This window comes from Verrucomicrobiia bacterium (genome assembly GCA_035577545.1).
In the GTDB taxonomy this organism is placed as follows: domain Bacteria; phylum Verrucomicrobiota; class Verrucomicrobiia; order Palsa-1439; family Palsa-1439; genus Palsa-1439.
The window spans coordinates 112,253-128,850 of sequence record DATLVI010000028.1 but is presented as its reverse complement, the minus strand read 5'-3'; the positions used below and the strand labels follow the sequence as shown (position 1 = coordinate 128,850).

Below are 16,598 nucleotides of genomic sequence, written 5' to 3'. Positions count from 1 at the left end.
ACTTACGGTTTCTTTTCTGGGGTAGCGGGGGTCGCGGCCGGCTGTGGTTCCGTAGCCGGGGCCTGTGTCGCGGTTGCAGGCGTGGCCGGGACTGTTTCGGTTGAGGCTGGTGCGGATGGCTGTGATGAAAGCGGGAACGGCGACTGTGGCGCGGGCGCCATCGGTGTCGTCATCAGTGAGCGCTGCATCAGCGAGCCGCCTCCCTTTCCGCGGTGTGAATGCAACACGGCGAGGATCAAGGTCGTTGCCAGGAGGGCGCACGCGCAATAAATCGTCATGCGCACCAGCGCAGTGGTTGTGCCCGCGCCGAAGACGGTTTCGGTCACGCCGCCGCCAAATGCCGCGCCGACGCCCTGCTCAGACGACTTCTGCATCAGCACCAGTATGATGACAAACAATGCCACCAGCACATGCACCACCGTTAGAATTCCAATCAGAATATTCATGATTTTTTCTTTCGTTTGCAGGCGGATTCAAACCGCACGCACCAATCCCATCCACTATAATGCCGCCTTAATGATGTCTGCGAACCCTGTTGCTTCCAGACTTGCGCCGCCAACCAGTGCGCCGTCGATGTCGGCCTGACCCAGCAATTCCTTCGCGTTAGCCGCTTTTACGCTGCCACCATACTGAATGCGCACCTTGTCGGCCGTCGACGAGTCGAACATTGCCGCGAGCAGTTCGCGGATGAACGCGTGTACTTCCTGCGCCTGCGCCGGCGTGGCCGTTTTCCCCGTGCCAATCGCCCAGACAGGCTCATACGCGATTACGGTGTCGAGCATAGCATCTTTGGTAAAACCTGCAAGACTGCTCGTTACATGGTCGCGCACAACCGCTTCCATCTGCCCTGCTTCGCGCTGTGCGAGCATTTCGCCGACACAGATGATAGGGCGAATGCCGCTGGCCAGTGCGGCCTTGGCGCGCTTATTGACCCCTTCATTCGTTTCGCCGAAGAACTGGCGCCGCTCGCTGTGACCGACGATGGCATAACGGACGGCCAACTCCTTGAGCATTGGAGCGGCAATTTCGCCCGTGAACGCGCCTTCCTTCTCCCAGTGCACGTTTTGAGCGCCAAACTGGATGATTGAGCCCTGCAGCAATGTGCTCACCGCGTAAAGCGCCGTGAACGGCGGACATACGACAATCTCCACATCCGATTCCCTTACGCCGACGAGTTCGCCTTTGAGTGCGCTAACCAAAGCAAGGGCTTCCGCCGCTGTCTTGTACATCTTCCAGTTGCCCGCGATAATGGGTTTTCGATTTGAATTCATTGGTTAGCAAAACTGATAATTACTTGTCGCTAAGTGCGGCCACGCCGGGTAGTTCTTTTCCTTCCAAAAACTCAAGCGATGCCCCGCCGCCGGTGCTGACAAATGTAACCTGCTTGTCCACGCCAGCCTTCTTCGCGGCCTTTGCGCTATCGCCGCCGCCGATAATCGAAACCGCATCCTTGTTCCCGGCTACGGCCCGGGCAACCTCAAACGTGCCGTTTGAATACTCGGGAATCTCAAAAATGCCCATCGGGCCGTTCCAGACGATGGTCTTGGCCGAATTGATTTCCCTGACGTAGCGCTTGATGGTATCGGGCCCGATATCCACGCCGCACCAGCCGTCTTCAATACTCGGCCCGTCGGTGATCCGCGTCGTAGCGCCAGCGGTCGGCTTGGTGGCCTGCACGTGGTCGCTCGGCAGTAGAAACTTTTCCCCTTTGGCTTTCTCCAGGAGCGACCTTGCCAGGTCGAGTTTGTCATTCTCCACGAGGGAATTCCCCACCCCGAATCCTTGTGTCTTCAAGAACGTATATGCCATCGCGCCGCCGATAAGTATCGCATCAGCCTGCGTCAGCAGATTCTCGATGACGGCGATCTTGTCCGAAACCTTGGCCCCACCGAGGATGCAAACGAACGGCCTTGCAGGGGAACTAAGTGCCCCTCCAAGGTATTTCAATTCCTTTTCCATGAGGAAACCGGCTACGCAGTTACCCCCACGTTTATTGATGATCTGGGCGACGCCTGCCGTTGAGGCATGGGCGCGGTGGGCGGAGCCGAAGGCGTCGTTCACATACAAATCAGCATTCTTCGCGAGTTTCTCGGCGAAAGCCGCGTCGTTCTTTTCCTCCTCGGCGTAAAAACGCAGGTTTTCCAGGAGAACGACATCGCCGGGCTGCATGATGCCGATGGTTTTGTCCACTTTATCGCCGATAGAGTCGTCGACGAAGGCGACGGGACGGCCGAGGATTTCGGCGAGGCGTTGCGCGACGGGCCGCAGGCTCTGCTTGGGATCGCGTTTCCCCTTGGGACGGCCGAGATGGGAACAGAGAATGACTTTTGCGCCGCCCTTAACGAGATGGTCAATCGTCGGCACGGTTGCCTTGATGCGTTTGTCGTCGGTAATGCCACCGTTCTCGTCGAGCGGGACGTTGTAATCCACACGGACCAGCGCCCGCTGGTTACGAAAATCCTTCAAATCATTAATGGAAAGCTTCGCCATAATTCCGAATCTCCACAGAAACACCACAAACGAGGTCTGAGCAGGGTATCGAATCAAGCCGCCGAGTCAAACCCAAAAGGCGGCAGCTGCGTGGTGGCTTTCGGCCGACCCTCTGGCGAATCAGTCCCGACTTGTTGACACACCTGATTGGTGATAGGAAATGAGGCATGTTGAATTGTGAAAGGGCCGTCAAGCAAATGGGCCTGCTTGGGTTGCTCGGGCTTTTGGGGCTGCTAATGAGCGGGTGTGGAACTGCGTCGCCGGCGAGCCACTACAGCAGCAAACGTTCCTTGTTGGGATCCTCTGGCTACGCCGCACCACCGAACAATGGCACAAATTCTCCCGCCCCTGCCGCGCCAAAGCCTGCTCCCTAACTCAGAATCTTCGCAGTCTTCAGCAGCGAACGAATGCGGTCATCGAGGGCCTTCTGATCGGTTGCAAAGGAGTAGAGCGCGCTGAGATTCATCAACGCGTCCAACCCGACTCTGCCGGACGCAAGGCGATCCTTCCAGGTTGCGTAGACGGGAATTTTCCCGTCTTTCGCTGCGGTCTGTATGTCAGCGGCGGACCAACGCGGCAGGAAACCACCCAACCCGGCCTTCTCGAAGTGTGTCTGCAGATCGTCGGGTGTGAGCGTATCGAGATTCTTGTGGAGGAGGTCTTCGACGACAGCCTGAAATGGCGGCGGCACGGTCCAGAGAGTTTCACCGGCGAATTGCTCGAGCGTCACGCCGCTGGCGAGCGGGACCTGGGGATCTTTCGCGACCTGCGAAGTGACCTGCGCGAGCGGCTTGGCGCGGTACTCGGCGGCGGCTTTCGGCGGCATGGTGAAGACATCGACGCCGGCGAGGGCACCGATTTGGTCGCCGGAACGGATACTGGCGGCGATCAAGTTGGTTTTCGTTTTGCCGGCTTTGCGGAGCTGGAGTAATTCGCGCTGGGTCGCGAGCGTGGCTTTCTCGCCGACGTTGTGGCCGTCGCCGAGTTTGCTGTCGGCGACGACGGAATTGAGGCGGCCGAGGAAGACGTTCACGAAAGTGGGCTTGGTCAGCAAGGCGGCGACGTAATTGTGGCGCGCGGAAAAGCCCAGGGTGAAATTGATCGGGATGCCCGCCTGGACGAGTCGGCGCGCGCCGAGATAGCCCGCGGGCGTGAGCGGGACTTTGACGTAGAATTTTTCGGGATAGACCGCGAAGTAGCGTTTGCCGTAGGCGACGGTGCGTTCGACGTCGTTGGAGAGGTCGGTGTGCAGTTCCACGCTAACGAAGGCGTTGAATTTATCGACGAGACGCAGGCCGTGATGACAGTTAAGGATGAAAACGATTTCGAGGATTAGATCGGACGGGCTGATTTTGGGAGCGGCGTCGAGGATGACGCGCGCGGCCTCGGCGACGAGATCGTCGTAGATGCCTTTTTGGATTTCCTTGTTGAGGAGTGTGTTGTTGGTCGTCAACGCGTCGAAGGACGAGTTCCACAATTTGGCAGCTTCGTCCATGTCGCCGGTATCGAGCCACAGCCGGGTGCCGGCGTCGCGAAGTTTGCGCCACTCGGGATCGTCCTTGGGCTTCGCGGCGGACCTGCCGAGTTGGTGAGTAAAATCCTTGAGAATGAAATCGTGCACTGCCGCATCAAGATTCATCATGACCAAATTCCTCCGGTACCAAAGCCAGTGAAACCGTCAACTGAGTACTTGTCGTCGGAATTGGGCCGCGCGTCAAGCCTGTGGGATGGAGATGACAAAAACCGGTGGGGAATCATCAGAGGTTTGTGATTCGTCCAACAGCTTCCGATTTCACCCACCCCTGCTGGCTGTCGGCGCGTTCTACAAAAAGCCATTGGCCGCGATCTTCGCGGATAGCCACTCGCGTACCCTCCGCGAGACGAAAATGAACTGTCGAGTCGGGTGTCGGGGCGAAGCGAGCTTCTGTCTCGCCGGTTACAACGATTGCTTGCGGAGATGTGTGATCGTTGATCACCTGATAGCTGAGGGCAAAAGTCGAAACTCCCAACACGATGGAACCCGCCACGGCGATGACCTGGAATGCGGTCCGCGCCTTCGGGAGATAAACGCACGCGCCAATCGCCAATGCCAGCAACCAAAGCCCGATCAATTCACCGGCGCTCCACTCGCCGGCGGTGCGGCTCTCGATGACGGAACGGAGCAGCCTCTCCGTCGCCCGTGGCGGCGTGTTCACATCGTCCACCCCAAGCCGTTGCTGGGCGAATTTGAGATTCGCAAGTATGTCCGGGTCACGTGGAGCCAAGCGACGCGCCTGCGCGTAGTTGAGGATCGCCAGGCCCAGCTTGTTTTGACGGAACCACGCATTACCCAGGTTGTAGTACACGTGGGCCGTCTTCGGCTCGATCTTCTCGTAAGCCGCCGCCGCCTCAGCGAACTTGCCAGCGTCGTAAAGCTGGTTGGCAGCTTTGAGGTCGTCACTTGGCGTTCCCATTGCCGCGGACAAGCCCAGCAACCAGACGAGGATGACAATCTTATAAATGTGTCTTCTCAAGCTCATCAATCAATCGTTCCACTTTTTCCCGTGTGGCCGCCAGGACCGCGCCGCCGCTTCCACCGGCGAAGCGCGCGGTGTCGCAAGCCTCAAAGCACGCCTTCAGGTCCGCTGCCAGTTCACCATTCACACCGCGCGGCAGAAGTTGCTCTTCGACGATGGACGCGGTGATGCCGGCGGCGGGAATGTTCAGGCGGTCCCCGAGATAATTCTGCAGGGCGTGTTGCACCTCATCGTAGTTGGCCGCGATGGCGAGAAGTTTGCGCGCGTCTTTGGCGGCGCGCACGCGTCGGGCGTAGGCGATATTGCCTCGGAACTTGTCTGTGCGTTTCTTCCAACCGATTCCCCCCAACAAGGCAAGCACGGGCATTGTGTTCAATGCCCAAAACGTCGGGGTGGCGCAAAATGGCGTGGCGGATGCGAGCGGGCCGAGATCGCCTTTGAGATACACGATATCCTGCCCGAGTTTTTCATCCGGTCGCAATCGGTTGCCGCCGCTGACTATCGTGCTTTGGCCACCACTACCGGCCTTCACCACAAGTTTCATGGGGGCTTGTACCGCGGTTTTGTAGGCTTTTGCCACCGGGTCGAAGTACACCAGGCGCACTTCCGGAAGCTGTTTGATCTCCGGGCTGCGGGCGATGAGCACCTGTTGGATGACGCGTTCGCCGGCCGTGTTCAACTCGTCCTTCGTCGTCTTCGTCGTCGGCTCGTAGGTCTTGAATTCATCCAGTGAGCCGAGTTTGGGCGTCGGGACAGTATCAATGTTCCCACTGCCACTGATCTTGATTATGAACGTGATCGGGTCGCCGACGGCAACTTCCGTGGGCTTGGCCGTCACTTCGAGGTTCCACCGGCCTACCGCGCCAGAGAAGTCGGTCGGCCGGCCTTCTTCTGGCAGGGGCAAAACCGTGATTGGCACGGGGTCGATGGTGATCGGCACTTCACGCACCTGCGTCCGTCCAAACACGTCATCAAACAACGAGTTACCCCCACGATTCGGGACGGCCAGTTGTGCCTTCACGATACAGGGTCCAAAATTCATTGCACCGGTGGTCGTCGGTGATATGGCTCCTTGAATCATCTGGACGTTGACTGACTCACCGTTGATGATCTGGCTACCGGATTTCAGGTTCGGAAGGAACTTGTAGCCCAAACCATCCGCTTCATAGTTGAAACCGCTGAGGCCTCGCAGAGGAACATCAGTTCGTGAGAGAATGAACACATCCAACGGCGCGGTTTGTCCGATGTAAACTTGTTGTGAGGATAGTTTAACGCGGCCGAAGAGGGTCTGCCCAAGATCTCCTTGGTTCCCGCTTTTTTCCACGATGAGATTGATTGGTGTGGTGAGATAATTCTTCCCGCCGACGTCCACACCAATTGCCGGAATAGTGAATTCGCCCGTTCTTCCCGGCGTCACTTGGTACGTGTAGCTAATCGACTGGCTGGTTTGCCCATTGACGAAAGAAAAACTAGTCGACGTGGAGGGACCGTTAAAAGTCAAACCGTCCACCCTTGGGATAGACGGCTCACCGTTATGCGCGCCCTGCACGGCAACAGTCAGCGTGACGGATTCACCGAAGCCAATCCGGTTCCTGTCCACCGACGCAACGACGGACACATCGGCAAAAACACGCGTCGCTGCCAGCAGAAACCCGATGATCAGGTACGATCGCATTCTTACCAATCCTTGGCCGGTTCGCCCGAGTCTTTCAAGTCCTTCATTTGGACTTCGGGGAAGAAATTCCAGTTGCGTTCATCCTCGCGCAAATTGTCGAGCAACGCGGCGGCCTGTCGCTTCTCGTCATTCTCGGGCTGACCATTTTGTGGTTGAGGTTGCTGATCCGGCGGAGATTCCTTCTGTTGTTCCGCTGCTTGTTTTTGCTGCTCCTCCTTCTTTTTTTGCTCGGCCTTTTGCTGTTCCTGTTTCTGTTGTTCCTGCTGCTGTTTTTGTTGTTCCGACTGCTTGTCCTCAGGCTTCTGGGGTTGGCCCTGTGAATCTTGCTGTTTCTGCTGTTGGTCGTCCTTCTTCTGATCCTGCTTCTTGTCCTGCTGGTTTTGTTGATTCTGTTGCTGCTGTTGTTGCTTCTTCAGTTCTTCAAGCTTCTTCTCTACGAAATCGTGATTGAATTTGGCGTCGGCGTCCTGGGGGTCGAGGGCGAGCGCGCTTTCATAACTCTTGATGGCGCGTTGCCAGAGCTGTTGCGCCTGCGTCTTCTGAGTTTCACCAAGGCGGTAACTGGTATTTCCCAGGTTGTATAGCGCGCGTTGTTGCAGTGTACGATCGGGAGAGGCCGTCGCGCTTTCAAATAGTTGCGCGGCGTGAGCGAAATCGTTGCTGTGATAGGCCGTCACACCGTCATTATAGACCCGCGGCCAGGGTTCGGTCTTCGCCAGTGCGACGGACGGGAACAGCAACAAGAGATACCAATATCTCATACTGCCCTCCTGTCACTGACAAACGATTCAACGACCAGCAAGGCAAACGCGAAACCCAGGGGCCATTGGAACCGCTCGAAGTATTGTTTTTGCAACTTCGCCTGATATTCCTTGCGTTGCAGTTGCGCGATGCCCTTCTCGTAGATCGTGTCGATGCCGAAGTCGCCGGGCACGCTGCGCACGTAAATCCCGCCCGTCTTCAGTGCGAGTTCCTTCAGCATCTCTTCGTTAAGCCGCGACTTAACCACCGCGCCCTCGCGGTCTTTCAAGAACTCCATCGGCTTCCCTTCCTCGCGCACAGGGATCAATTCACCCTCCGCCGTGCCGACGCCGATGGCGTAAATCTTCACGCCCGCCTTTGCTGCTTCGTCTGCGGCCGCCAACGCGTCGCTTTCCGTTTCTTCGCCGTCCGTGATCAGCACGATCGCACGGTCACGTCCCTCGCCGGCTTCAAAGGCCTTGAGCGCCGTGCGAATGGCCACCCCGATCGCTGTGCCGCCACGCGGGATGATTCGCGGATCGGCGTCCTTCAGCGTCAGGCGGAATGCCTCGTAGTCCACGGTCAACGGACATTGCACGAAGGCCGTCCCCGCAAACGCGATCAAACCAATTCGGTCACCCCGGAGTTTCTCGAGCAAGTCCTGCACGGCGTATTTCGCCTGCCCCAGCCGATTCGGCCGGACGTCTTCGGTCAACATACTCTTTGACACATCGAGCAGTACCGCAACGTCCACGCCGCTATGTTTCACCTCGCGCCATTCAAACCCCCAGCGCGGTTGGGTCAGCGCCAGCGCCACCAGCAGGACCACGGCGACGATCAGGATGGCTTTCCACCGGCGCGCGACCGGTCGAACGGAATCCGCAAGTCGTTTGACCAGCGGCGGCGCCGCAAATCGCGCCAGTGCCTGCCTTCGCGCGCGAAATCCCCAAACCTGAAGCACTGCCAGCGCCGGCACCAGGAGCAGCAGCCAGAACGAAGTTGAATTACCAAATTGCATTACGGCAACCTCCGCAGCCGCGTCTGTTCCAGTGTTGCAGCCAGCAGTAGGCATCCCAGTCCCGGCGTGAGAAACCACGGGAACAGTTCCTGCCATTCCTCATACGCGAGCGTCTCGACCTTTTGTTTTTCCATCGAATCGATCTGCGCGTAGGTTTTCCGCAGCGAGGCGTTGTCTGCGGCACGAAAATACTGTCCGCCGGTCGCCGCAGCAATTTGCTTGAGCAAATCCTCGTCCAAATCGGCTCGGATCATTCCGCGGAAATTGCCGTCGTCATCGACTACTTGTATGGGCCCTTTGTAATCGGAGCCTGCACCCACAGCATAGATACGCACGTTGAATTCCCGCGCGGCTTTGGCGGCTTCAAGCGCCGGTGGGTTGCGCACGTTTTCGCCGCCATCAGTCAAAAGGACGATCACTTTGCTCTTCGCTTTCGTGTCGCGCAATCGGTTGACCGCCGTGCCGATACCGGCCCCGATGGCCGTGTTGCCTTCCACCAGGCCGACGCGAACCCTATCGAGGTTGCGTTCCAGCCAGTCGTGGTCGAGTGTCAACGGGCTGGCTACATATGCGCGCGTGCCGAACACGACCATGCCGATGCGGTCATTGGGACGGGCGCGGATGAATTCACGTACCACGTCCTTGGCGGCGTTGATTCGCGACTCCGGCTGCAACCCTTTTTGGTAATCTCTTGCCCACATGCTTCCTGAAATGTCCAGGACAAGAACAATGTCGATGCCTTCAGTCCTGATTTTGCTCTCGCTACGGCCCAATTGCGGTCGCCCCAACGCGGCGATGACCAACAGTAGTGCCGCCCCACGCAACAGGAGCAACAACGACGGACCCAGTGTTGCCCAAAAAGACGACAACGACCGGGCCGTCGCGACGGAGGAGAATTTCAAGCCGCCCCGTCGCGCCAAACGTTGCTCCCACCAAAGCCATAACGGCAACACCAGGAAGAGCAACAAAAACCATGGACTCGCGAATTTCATGCCGGCACGACCAGCTCCTGGACCTGCGGTTGCGTATCGTCCACGAACTTCTCAGCCGCCTCCAACACCCGATTCATGTCCGATTGTTCGGGATGATGCCGCGCAAATTTCACGAGGTCGGACTCCCGCAGGAATGCGCCAAGCAAATCTTTGTGTTCAGGGGTCAAGGTATTGTTTTGAGAAACCTCGTAAAGAAATTCCTCGGTCGTTCGCTCCGGTGCGCGCAAGTGAAACCGCCCTTCGAGGTAATGGCGGACAATGTCTGAGAGCCGCGTGTAAAATTCTTCCACTGGCGGATTTTCTTCCCGCAACTGCTTGAGCGCCCGAATGGCCAGCTCGTACGGGGTTGGCGGCGGGAGAGCAGTAATTGCGTTGGTTGGCTGCCTTCGCTTCCATAACCAGTACGCCAGAGCCATTACCACAATGGGAACAAGCAAGAGCAACAGCCACCACCAGTTATGCGGCAGCGGAACGAGTCCCTTGATGTCATGGATGTCTTCCATTTAAATTCGGCGTTCGCGCATTTTGAAGAATTTGATCAAGGGCAGCATGTAATCCGTCTCGCAGCGGATCTCTACGTGGTCAACACTGGCCGACCGCAACATGCGGCGCAGTGCTTCCAACCGCAATCGCGATTTCAAGGCGAACTCTTCACGGATCTTTCGGTCGAAAGTATCCACGAGGGCCCGCTCGTCCGTTTCCGCATCACGAAGTTCCACCAGACCAACCGCCGGCAGTTCTTCTTCGCGCGGGTCACGCAGGCTGAGTGCAACGACGTCGTGACGCTTGCTGGCGACGCGCAGTTTCTTGCGGACTGTTTCTTCGTCCTGCACTTGGAAATCCGAAAGCACAAAGGTGACCGCGCGCCGTGATTGGACGTGGTTGAGGTAATCGAGCGCCGCCTTCAGATTTGTCCCGCGGCCTTTCGGCTGAAATGCCAGGATTTCCCGTATCACGCGGAGCACGTGACGCCGGCCTTTTTTCGGGGGCACATACTTCTCGATCTGGTCGGTGAACATGATGAGGCCGACCTTGTCGTTGTTGCGAATGGCGGAGAACGCGAGCACCGCGGCGAGTTCGGCGGCCAATTCGTTCTTGGTCTGGCGCACGCTCCCAAATTGGCCCGAAGCGCTGACATCGACGATCAGGATGACGGTGAGTTCGCGCTCTTCCTTGAACTTCTTGATGTACGGATGACCGAAGCGGGCCGTGACGTTCCAATCGATGGACCGGACTTCGTCACCCGGCAGATACTCGCGCACTTCTTCGAACTCCATCCCGTGCCCCTTGAAAACGGAATGGTACTGCCCGCCGAGCACGTCCGTAACTTCACGGTTCGTGCGGATTTCGATCTGGCGAACTTTTTTGAGGACTTCCTTGGGGATCACGGTACAGGTACTTCGTCGAAAATACGTTTAATGACTTTTTCGCTGGTCATTTCCTCGGCTTCGGCTTCGTAACTGACGATTACGCGATGGCGCAAGACATCCATGCCGATGGTCTTCACATCCTGTGGCGTTACGTAGCCGCGGCCCTGCAGGAAGGCGTAGGCTTTTGCGGCGACGGCCAGGTAAATCGTGGCGCGCGGCGAGGCCCCGTATTGGATGAGACCGCCGACATCGATATTGTAAGCCTTGGGGTCACGCGTGGCGAAGACGAGGTCCACGATGTAGTTTTTGATTTTCTCGTCCATATAGATGGAATCGACCACTTTGCGCGCCCGTAAAATCTGCTCCGGCGTAACGACGGCCTGCGTGACGATGTGTTTACCCGTCTCGGCCATGCGATCCATAATCTCGCGCTCTTCCTGTTTGCTTGGGTAATCGATCGACAGCTTGAGCATGAAACGATCAACCTGCGCTTCCGGCAACGGATATGTGCCTTCCTGTTCAATCGGGTTCTGTGTGGCCAGCACCAGGAATGGCTCGGGCAGCTTGAACGTCTGGTCGCCGATGGTGACCTGGCGTTCCTGCATGGCTTCGAGCAACGCGCTCTGCACTTTCGCGGGTGCGCGATTGATTTCGTCGGCGAGAATCAGGTTGGCGAATACCGGACCCTTCTTGATGCGGAACTCTCCGTCCTTGGGATTGTAGATCAGCGTGCCAATCACGTCAGCGGGGAGCAGATCAGGGGTGAACTGGATGCGATGAAACGTCGTCTGAATCGCCGCCGAGAGCGTCTTCACTGACAACGTCTTCGCCAGACCCGGCACACCTTCCAGCAGGACATGCCCGTCCGCCAGCAACCCAATCAACAACCGCTCGATGAGATATTTCTGACCGACGATGACCTTGCTGATCTCGCCAACCAGCACCCTTATAAATTCGCTTTCGCGTTTAACCTGTTCGTTAATTGCGCCGATTCCTTGTTCCATTATTCCTTCCTCTTGAGGTTCACAGCCCAGAAGCTGATTTTTTGACAGGAGCTGTGGCGACTACGTTCAATTCTAACAGACGGGTCAAGTCTTTGAGGGAACGCTGGTTATGGGTTGCGTACGGACTGGCAACGGGTGCCCTTCAGCGCGCCGCCTATTCCCTAAAGCAGGGGCGGCCGAGGGTGCAGGCGCGGAGGTGGGCGGGCTTGTCGTCGGGGCCGAGCTCACTGAGTGTGCAGTTACACCAGTAGAATGCATCCGCCTCGACGCCGGCTTCCGCCGTCTCGGCGAGCGCCTCGGCTTCGTGTGCGGGGACGAACATTTTCTTCGTGCGAAGGTATTTGCAGAGGGGCGTGTTCATGGTTCACCCGACGAGTTGTTTGAGGGTTCGGCGAATCAGCGTCTGGGCGATGGGCACCTTGTAGCCGTTGTGCTCCCGCGGAGCAGCATCCTTCAGGATAATCTCGGAAGCATGCGTGGCGACATCGTCGTCCAACTTCTTGCCTTCGAGAAAGTCGTGAGCTGCCTGGACCTGCCAGGGAATCGGCGACACCGCGCCAAGTACGACACGCACTTTGCTCAACCTAGCTCCGTCGACTTTCGCGGCGGCGGCGCAACTGACCAGGGCCCAATCGAAGCTGGCCTTCTCGCTGACCTGTTGGTACGCGCTCCGACGACCCGCGTCGGGAATCTGCACACGGAGAATCAGGTCGGTTCCTGTCAGGGAATTGTGCGCCTCGGGATTATCCCAGGCTTTCGCGTACAGGTCGGCGATGGAGAGGGCAACTTCTTCCCTCCCGCGGCGGACGATCGCCTTGGCATCGAGCGCGGCCAGCGCGATGGCGAGATTGGACACGACCGGGCTAATGCACGGATTGCCCGAGAATAGGCTGTGGTATTTGTTCTCCCCATCGTGCGCGTAACAAGTGTCACCGCCCTTTTTCAGGCAGTGGATATCGCGATGGCGGTAATACCAGCAGCGTGAGTGTTGTGCCAGATTGCCGCCGACGGTGGCGACGTTGCGAATCTGCGGCGAACCAACCTCCGCGGCAGCTTGGTGCAAGCCCGGGAAAACGCGTTTCAATTCCGCGTGTTGCTCGATTTCCGAAATGGTGACGTTTGTGCCAATCGTCCAGGATTCTTTGCCGGGCGTAATCTCGCGGGTGACGGGCAGGTCCTTGACGTTCACCAGCAGACGCGGGCTGGCGATGTAGTCTTTCATCTCGCCAAGGATGTCGATGCCGCCCGCCAGGAAGCGGCCCTGGTTAGCGGCCAGCGAGACGGCGCTATCGACGGTGTGTGGAGAGGCGTATTGGAAAGATTTCATGCTTTCGACCCAACCTTCCCGACCTTGCCCAACGCGGTGAGCACTCGCGCCGGGGTAATCGGCAGACTGCTGACGCGAACGCCCAGCGCGTTGGCGACGGCATTCGCAATGGCACCAGCGGTCGGGATGGTGGAAGGTTCGCCGATACCGATCACGCCGCGCTCGGGCATGTCCATCAAGATCACTTCGATCTCCGGGACATCCGCGAAATTGGGCAACTTGTAGGTCTCGAAATTGGGGTTCAACACGACGCCCGTGGCGGAGTCCATCACTCGTTCTTCGTACAAGGCATAGCCCAAGCCCATGATGACGCCGCCGTTGATCTGCGTTTCGCAGGTGAGTTTGTCCACGACGAGTCCGCAGTCCTGCACGCACAAGATCTTGCGGACCTTCACGAAACCGGTTTCGGTGTCCACCTCGACCTCGGCGAATTGAACGCCGCCCGCGCCGCTCGACGACAGCCCTTCCTGCCACTGGCCATGCGACGTGAGGGGATTGACGCCGAGTTTCCGGCAGGCAGCCAACCAATTTGACCCGCGCGCGTCGGCCACGCCCGTCTTCTTCTGCAAATCCTGGAGCGCATTGGTGCAGGCGTCGAAGATGGCGGGACAGACGGACGCGGCGCTACTGCTGCCGCCGCTGCCGCCCGATGGCGGGAATTGCGTGTCGCCGATTTTGGCAGTGACCTGTTCGGGTTTGAGTCCAAAAACTTCTGCCGCCACGACGGCCACGAGCGTGCGCGTACCTGTCCCAAGGTCCTGGGTACCGCAACGAACCTCCACGCTGCCGTCGGAGTTGATCTGCACGTCCGCTTGCGTGCCCCGTCCGCCCCCGCCCCAGGTGCCGCCCGCGCAGCCGACGCCCACCTTGATCGGACCCGGCGAGGAGCCCGGCAGCTTGTATTTTTCCTTCCAACCGAAGCGCTCCGTGCCGACGGCATATTCGCGTTGGCGGGTCTTGCTCGGGTCATTCTTCAAGCGCAGTTCCACTGGATCCATCTTCAACTTGACCGCGAGTTCGTCGACGATCGATTCCATGCCGAACGAAGCGATGGGATGGCCGGGCGCGCGGAACGCCCGGGCCTGGCCGGCGTTGATTGCGACGGAAGATTGCTTCACGCGGATGTTGGGGACGACATAAATGTAAGGCGCGGGGAAACCTGCCCCACCGCCGCCGCCCGCCGAGGACGCGCCAGCCCCGATGCCGGCGGTACCGTAAGAATCCATTTCGAAAGCCACCATCTTGCCGTCCGCGTCCGCGCCCAGTTTGATTTGTTGGAAAGACGAAGGACGATTGCCGACAGCGAGGGACTGATCGAAGCGTGTTAACATTATCTTCACCGGCGCACCCGCCGCCTTGGAGAGCCGTCCCGCCAAACCACCCTCCGCGCCCGGGCCAAATTTCGCGCCGAATCCGCCGCCCATGTAGTCCGTGATGACGCGCACCCTCTCATGGGGCACTTCCAGATAGTCGGCCAATCCGTCGCGGACGCTAAAGATGCCCTGGGTCGAAGCCCAGCAGGTCACGCCGTCGTAGGTCACAGAAACCGTGTTGCCGTGGGTTTCGAGTGGCTGATGAAGCTGGGTCGGTGTGGTAAAGAAACCTTCGACAACGGCCGCCGCCCCGGCAAACGCCTTGTCGACGTCCCCCTTCTCCCGGACATTCGGTTCGGAAAGATTGGCCGCATCGGGCCAAACCCGTGGCGAGTCCGTATTCCGTGCTTTCTCTTCCTTCACTACGAACGGCAACGGCGTGGCCTCGACTTCGATCGCGAGCAACGCATCGAGACACGCCTGCCTTGAGGTACCCGCGACCGCGGCCAGTTCCTCGCCGTAGAAGCGGACGGTCCGCTCGCCATCGCGCTCGACGACGACGGCCTTGATGCCCGGAATTTGTTTGGCCTTTTCGATGTTGATGCCCGTCACCTTCGCGGCGGGCCAGCGCGACCGATAAATCATGCCATAGAGCCAGCCCTCGGGCTGGACGTCGGAACTATACTTGGCTGCGCCGGTCACTTTTGCCGGGGCATCGACACGCTGTGTCCCCTGCCCGATCACATCCCGTTTTGCCGGCCAGCTAAGCATGGCGGATGACCTCGGTTCTGTCCGCGACCTTCACGCCGGCGGCCTTGAGCGTGGCGGTGAGCATACGCGCTTGCGTGCCGCACCGGCAGAGATTACCCGAACAGGCGGTGCGCACTTCGTCCGCTGTGGGATGCGGATTCTTCTTCAGGAGCGCCGTTACGCTCATCACGAACCCGGGCGTGCAGTAGCCGCACATCAGCGCGTCACCATCGACGAACGCCTTTTGCACGGTCGTGAGTTTGCCGTCGCTTGCCAGACCCTCGACGGTCGTAATCGCGTGGCCTTGCGCTTCGACGGCGAGTTTCATGCACGAATACACCGGCGTTCCGTCCAACAACACGGTGCAGGCACCGCAGGTGGCGCGGTCGCAGACTTCCTTCGTGCCAGTCAGGTTGGAATGATTGCGGAGCGCGTCCAGGAGCGTGACGCGTGGTTCGAGATTCAGTTTAAGCTTCTTGCCGTTGACATTGAGGGTGACCGGGACCGCGCCTGGGCCGAGGGTCTTCTCGACTCCGAGATTTCCCATTTCCTCAACCCCCGCGGCCACCGCGCCCACTGGTACGGCTGCGGAAGCGACGACAACAGTACCGAGGCCCTTTAGGAACGAGCGGCGGCTGATCTCGGTGCGGCCCGGCTCGTTGAGGGACTCGTCACTCATGCGCGGGATGGTCGGCAGCGGCGCACACGAACGCAGGCGGTTGAAATGTGGCCGAGGCGGTTGTGCCTTCACCGAAACGACCCTGGAAGACGTTGTTCTTGCCGTGGTCAATCCACCGCAGGGCGAGCGCCGGCTCGTGGACGACGGACTTGCTGGTGACGCCGACGGTGTACGAGGTGGTGGCGGAGCGGGGGGTGTACCAGAGAGATTCGCCGCAACTGACAAGGCCGCAAGATTGGAACGGCTGGACGGCCATTTGCAGGAAATCGCCGGCGGAAAACGAGGCCATTCCATGCGTGCTGGTAAATTGAATCGGGACGGTGCGCGTCGGCAATTTCATGCGCGCGAGTTCTGGATTGGAGGACTTCAACCAATCCAGCAGCGCCGCAGCTTGCGCGGGGGTGGCGGATTGCGGCAGGTAGGCCATTGCGGCGGTTGGCTTCGTTTGGCCAAGAGCGAGATTCTCGTCGGCGGTCTCCAGCAGCGCTACCTGCAGGCCGCGCAAAGGGATCCCGCCATGCGATCCGTCGCAGATATTCCAGACCCGCAACAAATACTTGCCGTCTTGCGGAGACTCCGACGAGGCTATGCAGCCGCCGATGTATACCTGACACGAATGCAGTTCGAGAAGATCACCGTGGAGATTCTCTGCGGCGCGAAGAGAAGCGCCCGCCAGAAAAAAAACAATCGCGATACTCGCCACCAACGTTTTCATCCGCCATC

At 58.9% G+C, this 16,598-nt stretch carries 17 protein-coding genes; all 17 read right to left on the bottom strand.

The genetic code is table 11. From position 1 onward, the window contains the following. Positions 1-2 precede the first annotated feature (2 nt). The 17 genes from secG to VNL17_09990 all read right to left on the bottom strand — a co-directional run bounded on the left by secG (position 3) and on the right by VNL17_09990 (position 16,590). A complete protein-coding gene (secG, locus tag VNL17_10070; protein ID HXI84421.1) occupies positions 3-446 on the bottom strand; it encodes a preprotein translocase subunit SecG in 444 nt (147 codons plus the stop codon). 54 nt (positions 447-500) lie between these two features. Next, on the bottom strand, positions 501-1,271 hold the full coding sequence (gene tpiA / locus VNL17_10065; protein HXI84420.1) for a triose-phosphate isomerase: 771 nt from the start codon (positions 1,269-1,271) through the stop codon (positions 501-503). Between the two features lie 19 nt (positions 1,272-1,290). Continuing rightward, entirely contained in the window at positions 1,291-2,490 is a 1,200-nt protein-coding gene (locus VNL17_10060; protein HXI84419.1) for a phosphoglycerate kinase, read from the bottom strand. Between the two features lie 370 nt (positions 2,491-2,860). After that, positions 2,861-4,132 (bottom strand): transaldolase family protein, encoded by a 1,272-nt coding sequence (locus VNL17_10055; protein HXI84418.1) that lies wholly within the window; start codon positions 4,130-4,132, stop codon positions 2,861-2,863. Positions 4,133-4,247: 115 nt separating this feature from the next. Then, positions 4,248-5,009 (bottom strand): hypothetical protein, encoded by a 762-nt coding sequence (locus VNL17_10050; protein ID HXI84417.1) that lies wholly within the window; start codon positions 5,007-5,009, stop codon positions 4,248-4,250. Further along, positions 4,984-6,681: a BatD family protein gene (locus VNL17_10045; GenBank protein ID HXI84416.1), complete on the bottom strand. Its 1,698-nt coding sequence runs from the start codon at positions 6,679-6,681 to the stop codon at positions 4,984-4,986. The genes VNL17_10050 and VNL17_10045 overlap by 26 nt, the downstream gene beginning before the upstream one ends. A gap of 2 nt (positions 6,682-6,683) precedes the next feature. Next, positions 6,684-7,442: a hypothetical protein gene (locus VNL17_10040; GenBank protein ID HXI84415.1), complete on the bottom strand. Its 759-nt coding sequence runs from the start codon at positions 7,440-7,442 to the stop codon at positions 6,684-6,686. Next, a complete protein-coding gene (locus tag VNL17_10035) occupies positions 7,439-8,440 on the bottom strand; it encodes a VWA domain-containing protein (GenBank protein ID HXI84414.1) in 1,002 nt (333 codons plus the stop codon). The genes VNL17_10040 and VNL17_10035 overlap by 4 nt, the downstream gene beginning before the upstream one ends. Then, positions 8,440-9,432, bottom strand: coding sequence for a VWA domain-containing protein (locus tag VNL17_10030; GenBank protein ID HXI84413.1), 993 nt, complete (start codon positions 9,430-9,432; stop codon positions 8,440-8,442). Before VNL17_10030 ends, VNL17_10035 begins: the two co-directional genes overlap by 1 nt. Further along, entirely contained in the window at positions 9,429-9,935 is a 507-nt protein-coding gene (locus VNL17_10025) for a DUF4381 family protein (protein HXI84412.1), read from the bottom strand. Before VNL17_10025 ends, VNL17_10030 begins: the two co-directional genes overlap by 4 nt. Beyond that, positions 9,936-10,820: a DUF58 domain-containing protein gene (locus tag VNL17_10020; protein HXI84411.1), complete on the bottom strand. Its 885-nt coding sequence runs from the start codon at positions 10,818-10,820 to the stop codon at positions 9,936-9,938. Then, positions 10,817-11,806, bottom strand: a complete 990-nt coding sequence (locus VNL17_10015; GenBank protein ID HXI84410.1) for a MoxR family ATPase — start codon at positions 11,804-11,806, stop codon at positions 10,817-10,819. Before VNL17_10015 ends, VNL17_10020 begins: the two co-directional genes overlap by 4 nt. 154 nt (positions 11,807-11,960) lie before the next feature. After that, a complete protein-coding gene (locus VNL17_10010) occupies positions 11,961-12,167 on the bottom strand; it encodes a hypothetical protein (protein HXI84409.1) in 207 nt (68 codons plus the stop codon). Between the two features lie 3 nt (positions 12,168-12,170). Then, complete coding sequence (locus VNL17_10005) at positions 12,171-13,133, bottom strand: FAD binding domain-containing protein (GenBank protein ID HXI84408.1); 963 nt, start codon at positions 13,131-13,133, stop codon at positions 12,171-12,173. Continuing rightward, positions 13,130-15,217: a xanthine dehydrogenase family protein molybdopterin-binding subunit gene (locus VNL17_10000; protein ID HXI84407.1), complete on the bottom strand. Its 2,088-nt coding sequence runs from the start codon at positions 15,215-15,217 to the stop codon at positions 13,130-13,132. The genes VNL17_10005 and VNL17_10000 overlap by 4 nt, the downstream gene beginning before the upstream one ends. Continuing rightward, a complete protein-coding gene (locus tag VNL17_09995; GenBank protein ID HXI84406.1) occupies positions 15,210-15,875 on the bottom strand; it encodes a (2Fe-2S)-binding protein in 666 nt (221 codons plus the stop codon). The genes VNL17_10000 and VNL17_09995 overlap by 8 nt, the downstream gene beginning before the upstream one ends. Continuing rightward, a complete protein-coding gene (locus tag VNL17_09990; protein ID HXI84405.1) occupies positions 15,868-16,590 on the bottom strand; it encodes a DUF1326 domain-containing protein in 723 nt (240 codons plus the stop codon). Before VNL17_09990 ends, VNL17_09995 begins: the two co-directional genes overlap by 8 nt. Positions 16,591-16,598: the final 8 nt, after the last annotated feature.

Coding starts and splice junctions, on each gene's coding strand:
- VNL17_10060 (HXI84419.1), bottom strand. CDS start 2,490: ATGGCGAAGCTTTCCATTAATGATTTGAAGGATTTTCGTAACCAGCGG.
- VNL17_09995 (HXI84406.1), bottom strand. CDS start 15,875: ATGAGTGACGAGTCCCTCAACGAGCCGGGCCGCACCGAGATCAGCCGC.
- VNL17_10000 (HXI84407.1), bottom strand. CDS start 15,217: ATGCTTAGCTGGCCGGCAAAACGGGATGTGATCGGGCAGGGGACACAG.
- VNL17_10025 (HXI84412.1), bottom strand. CDS start 9,935: ATGGAAGACATCCATGACATCAAGGGACTCGTTCCGCTGCCGCATAAC.
- tpiA (HXI84420.1), bottom strand. CDS start 1,271: ATGAATTCAAATCGAAAACCCATTATCGCGGGCAACTGGAAGATGTAC.
- VNL17_10055 (HXI84418.1), bottom strand. CDS start 4,132: ATGATGAATCTTGATGCGGCAGTGCACGATTTCATTCTCAAGGATTTT.
- VNL17_10045 (HXI84416.1), bottom strand. CDS start 6,681: ATGCGATCGTACCTGATCATCGGGTTTCTGCTGGCAGCGACGCGTGTT.
- VNL17_10030 (HXI84413.1), bottom strand. CDS start 9,432: ATGAAATTCGCGAGTCCATGGTTTTTGTTGCTCTTCCTGGTGTTGCCG.
- VNL17_10035 (HXI84414.1), bottom strand. CDS start 8,440: ATGCAATTTGGTAATTCAACTTCGTTCTGGCTGCTGCTCCTGGTGCCG.
- VNL17_10015 (HXI84410.1), bottom strand. CDS start 11,806: ATGGAACAAGGAATCGGCGCAATTAACGAACAGGTTAAACGCGAAAGC.
- VNL17_10040 (HXI84415.1), bottom strand. CDS start 7,442: ATGAGATATTGGTATCTCTTGTTGCTGTTCCCGTCCGTCGCACTGGCG.
- VNL17_09990 (HXI84405.1), bottom strand. CDS start 16,590: ATGAAAACGTTGGTGGCGAGTATCGCGATTGTTTTTTTTCTGGCGGGC.
- VNL17_10050 (HXI84417.1), bottom strand. CDS start 5,009: ATGAGCTTGAGAAGACACATTTATAAGATTGTCATCCTCGTCTGGTTG.
- VNL17_10005 (HXI84408.1), bottom strand. CDS start 13,133: ATGAAATCTTTCCAATACGCCTCTCCACACACCGTCGATAGCGCCGTC.
- secG (HXI84421.1), bottom strand. CDS start 446: ATGAATATTCTGATTGGAATTCTAACGGTGGTGCATGTGCTGGTGGCA.
- VNL17_10010 (HXI84409.1), bottom strand. CDS start 12,167: ATGAACACGCCCCTCTGCAAATACCTTCGCACGAAGAAAATGTTCGTC.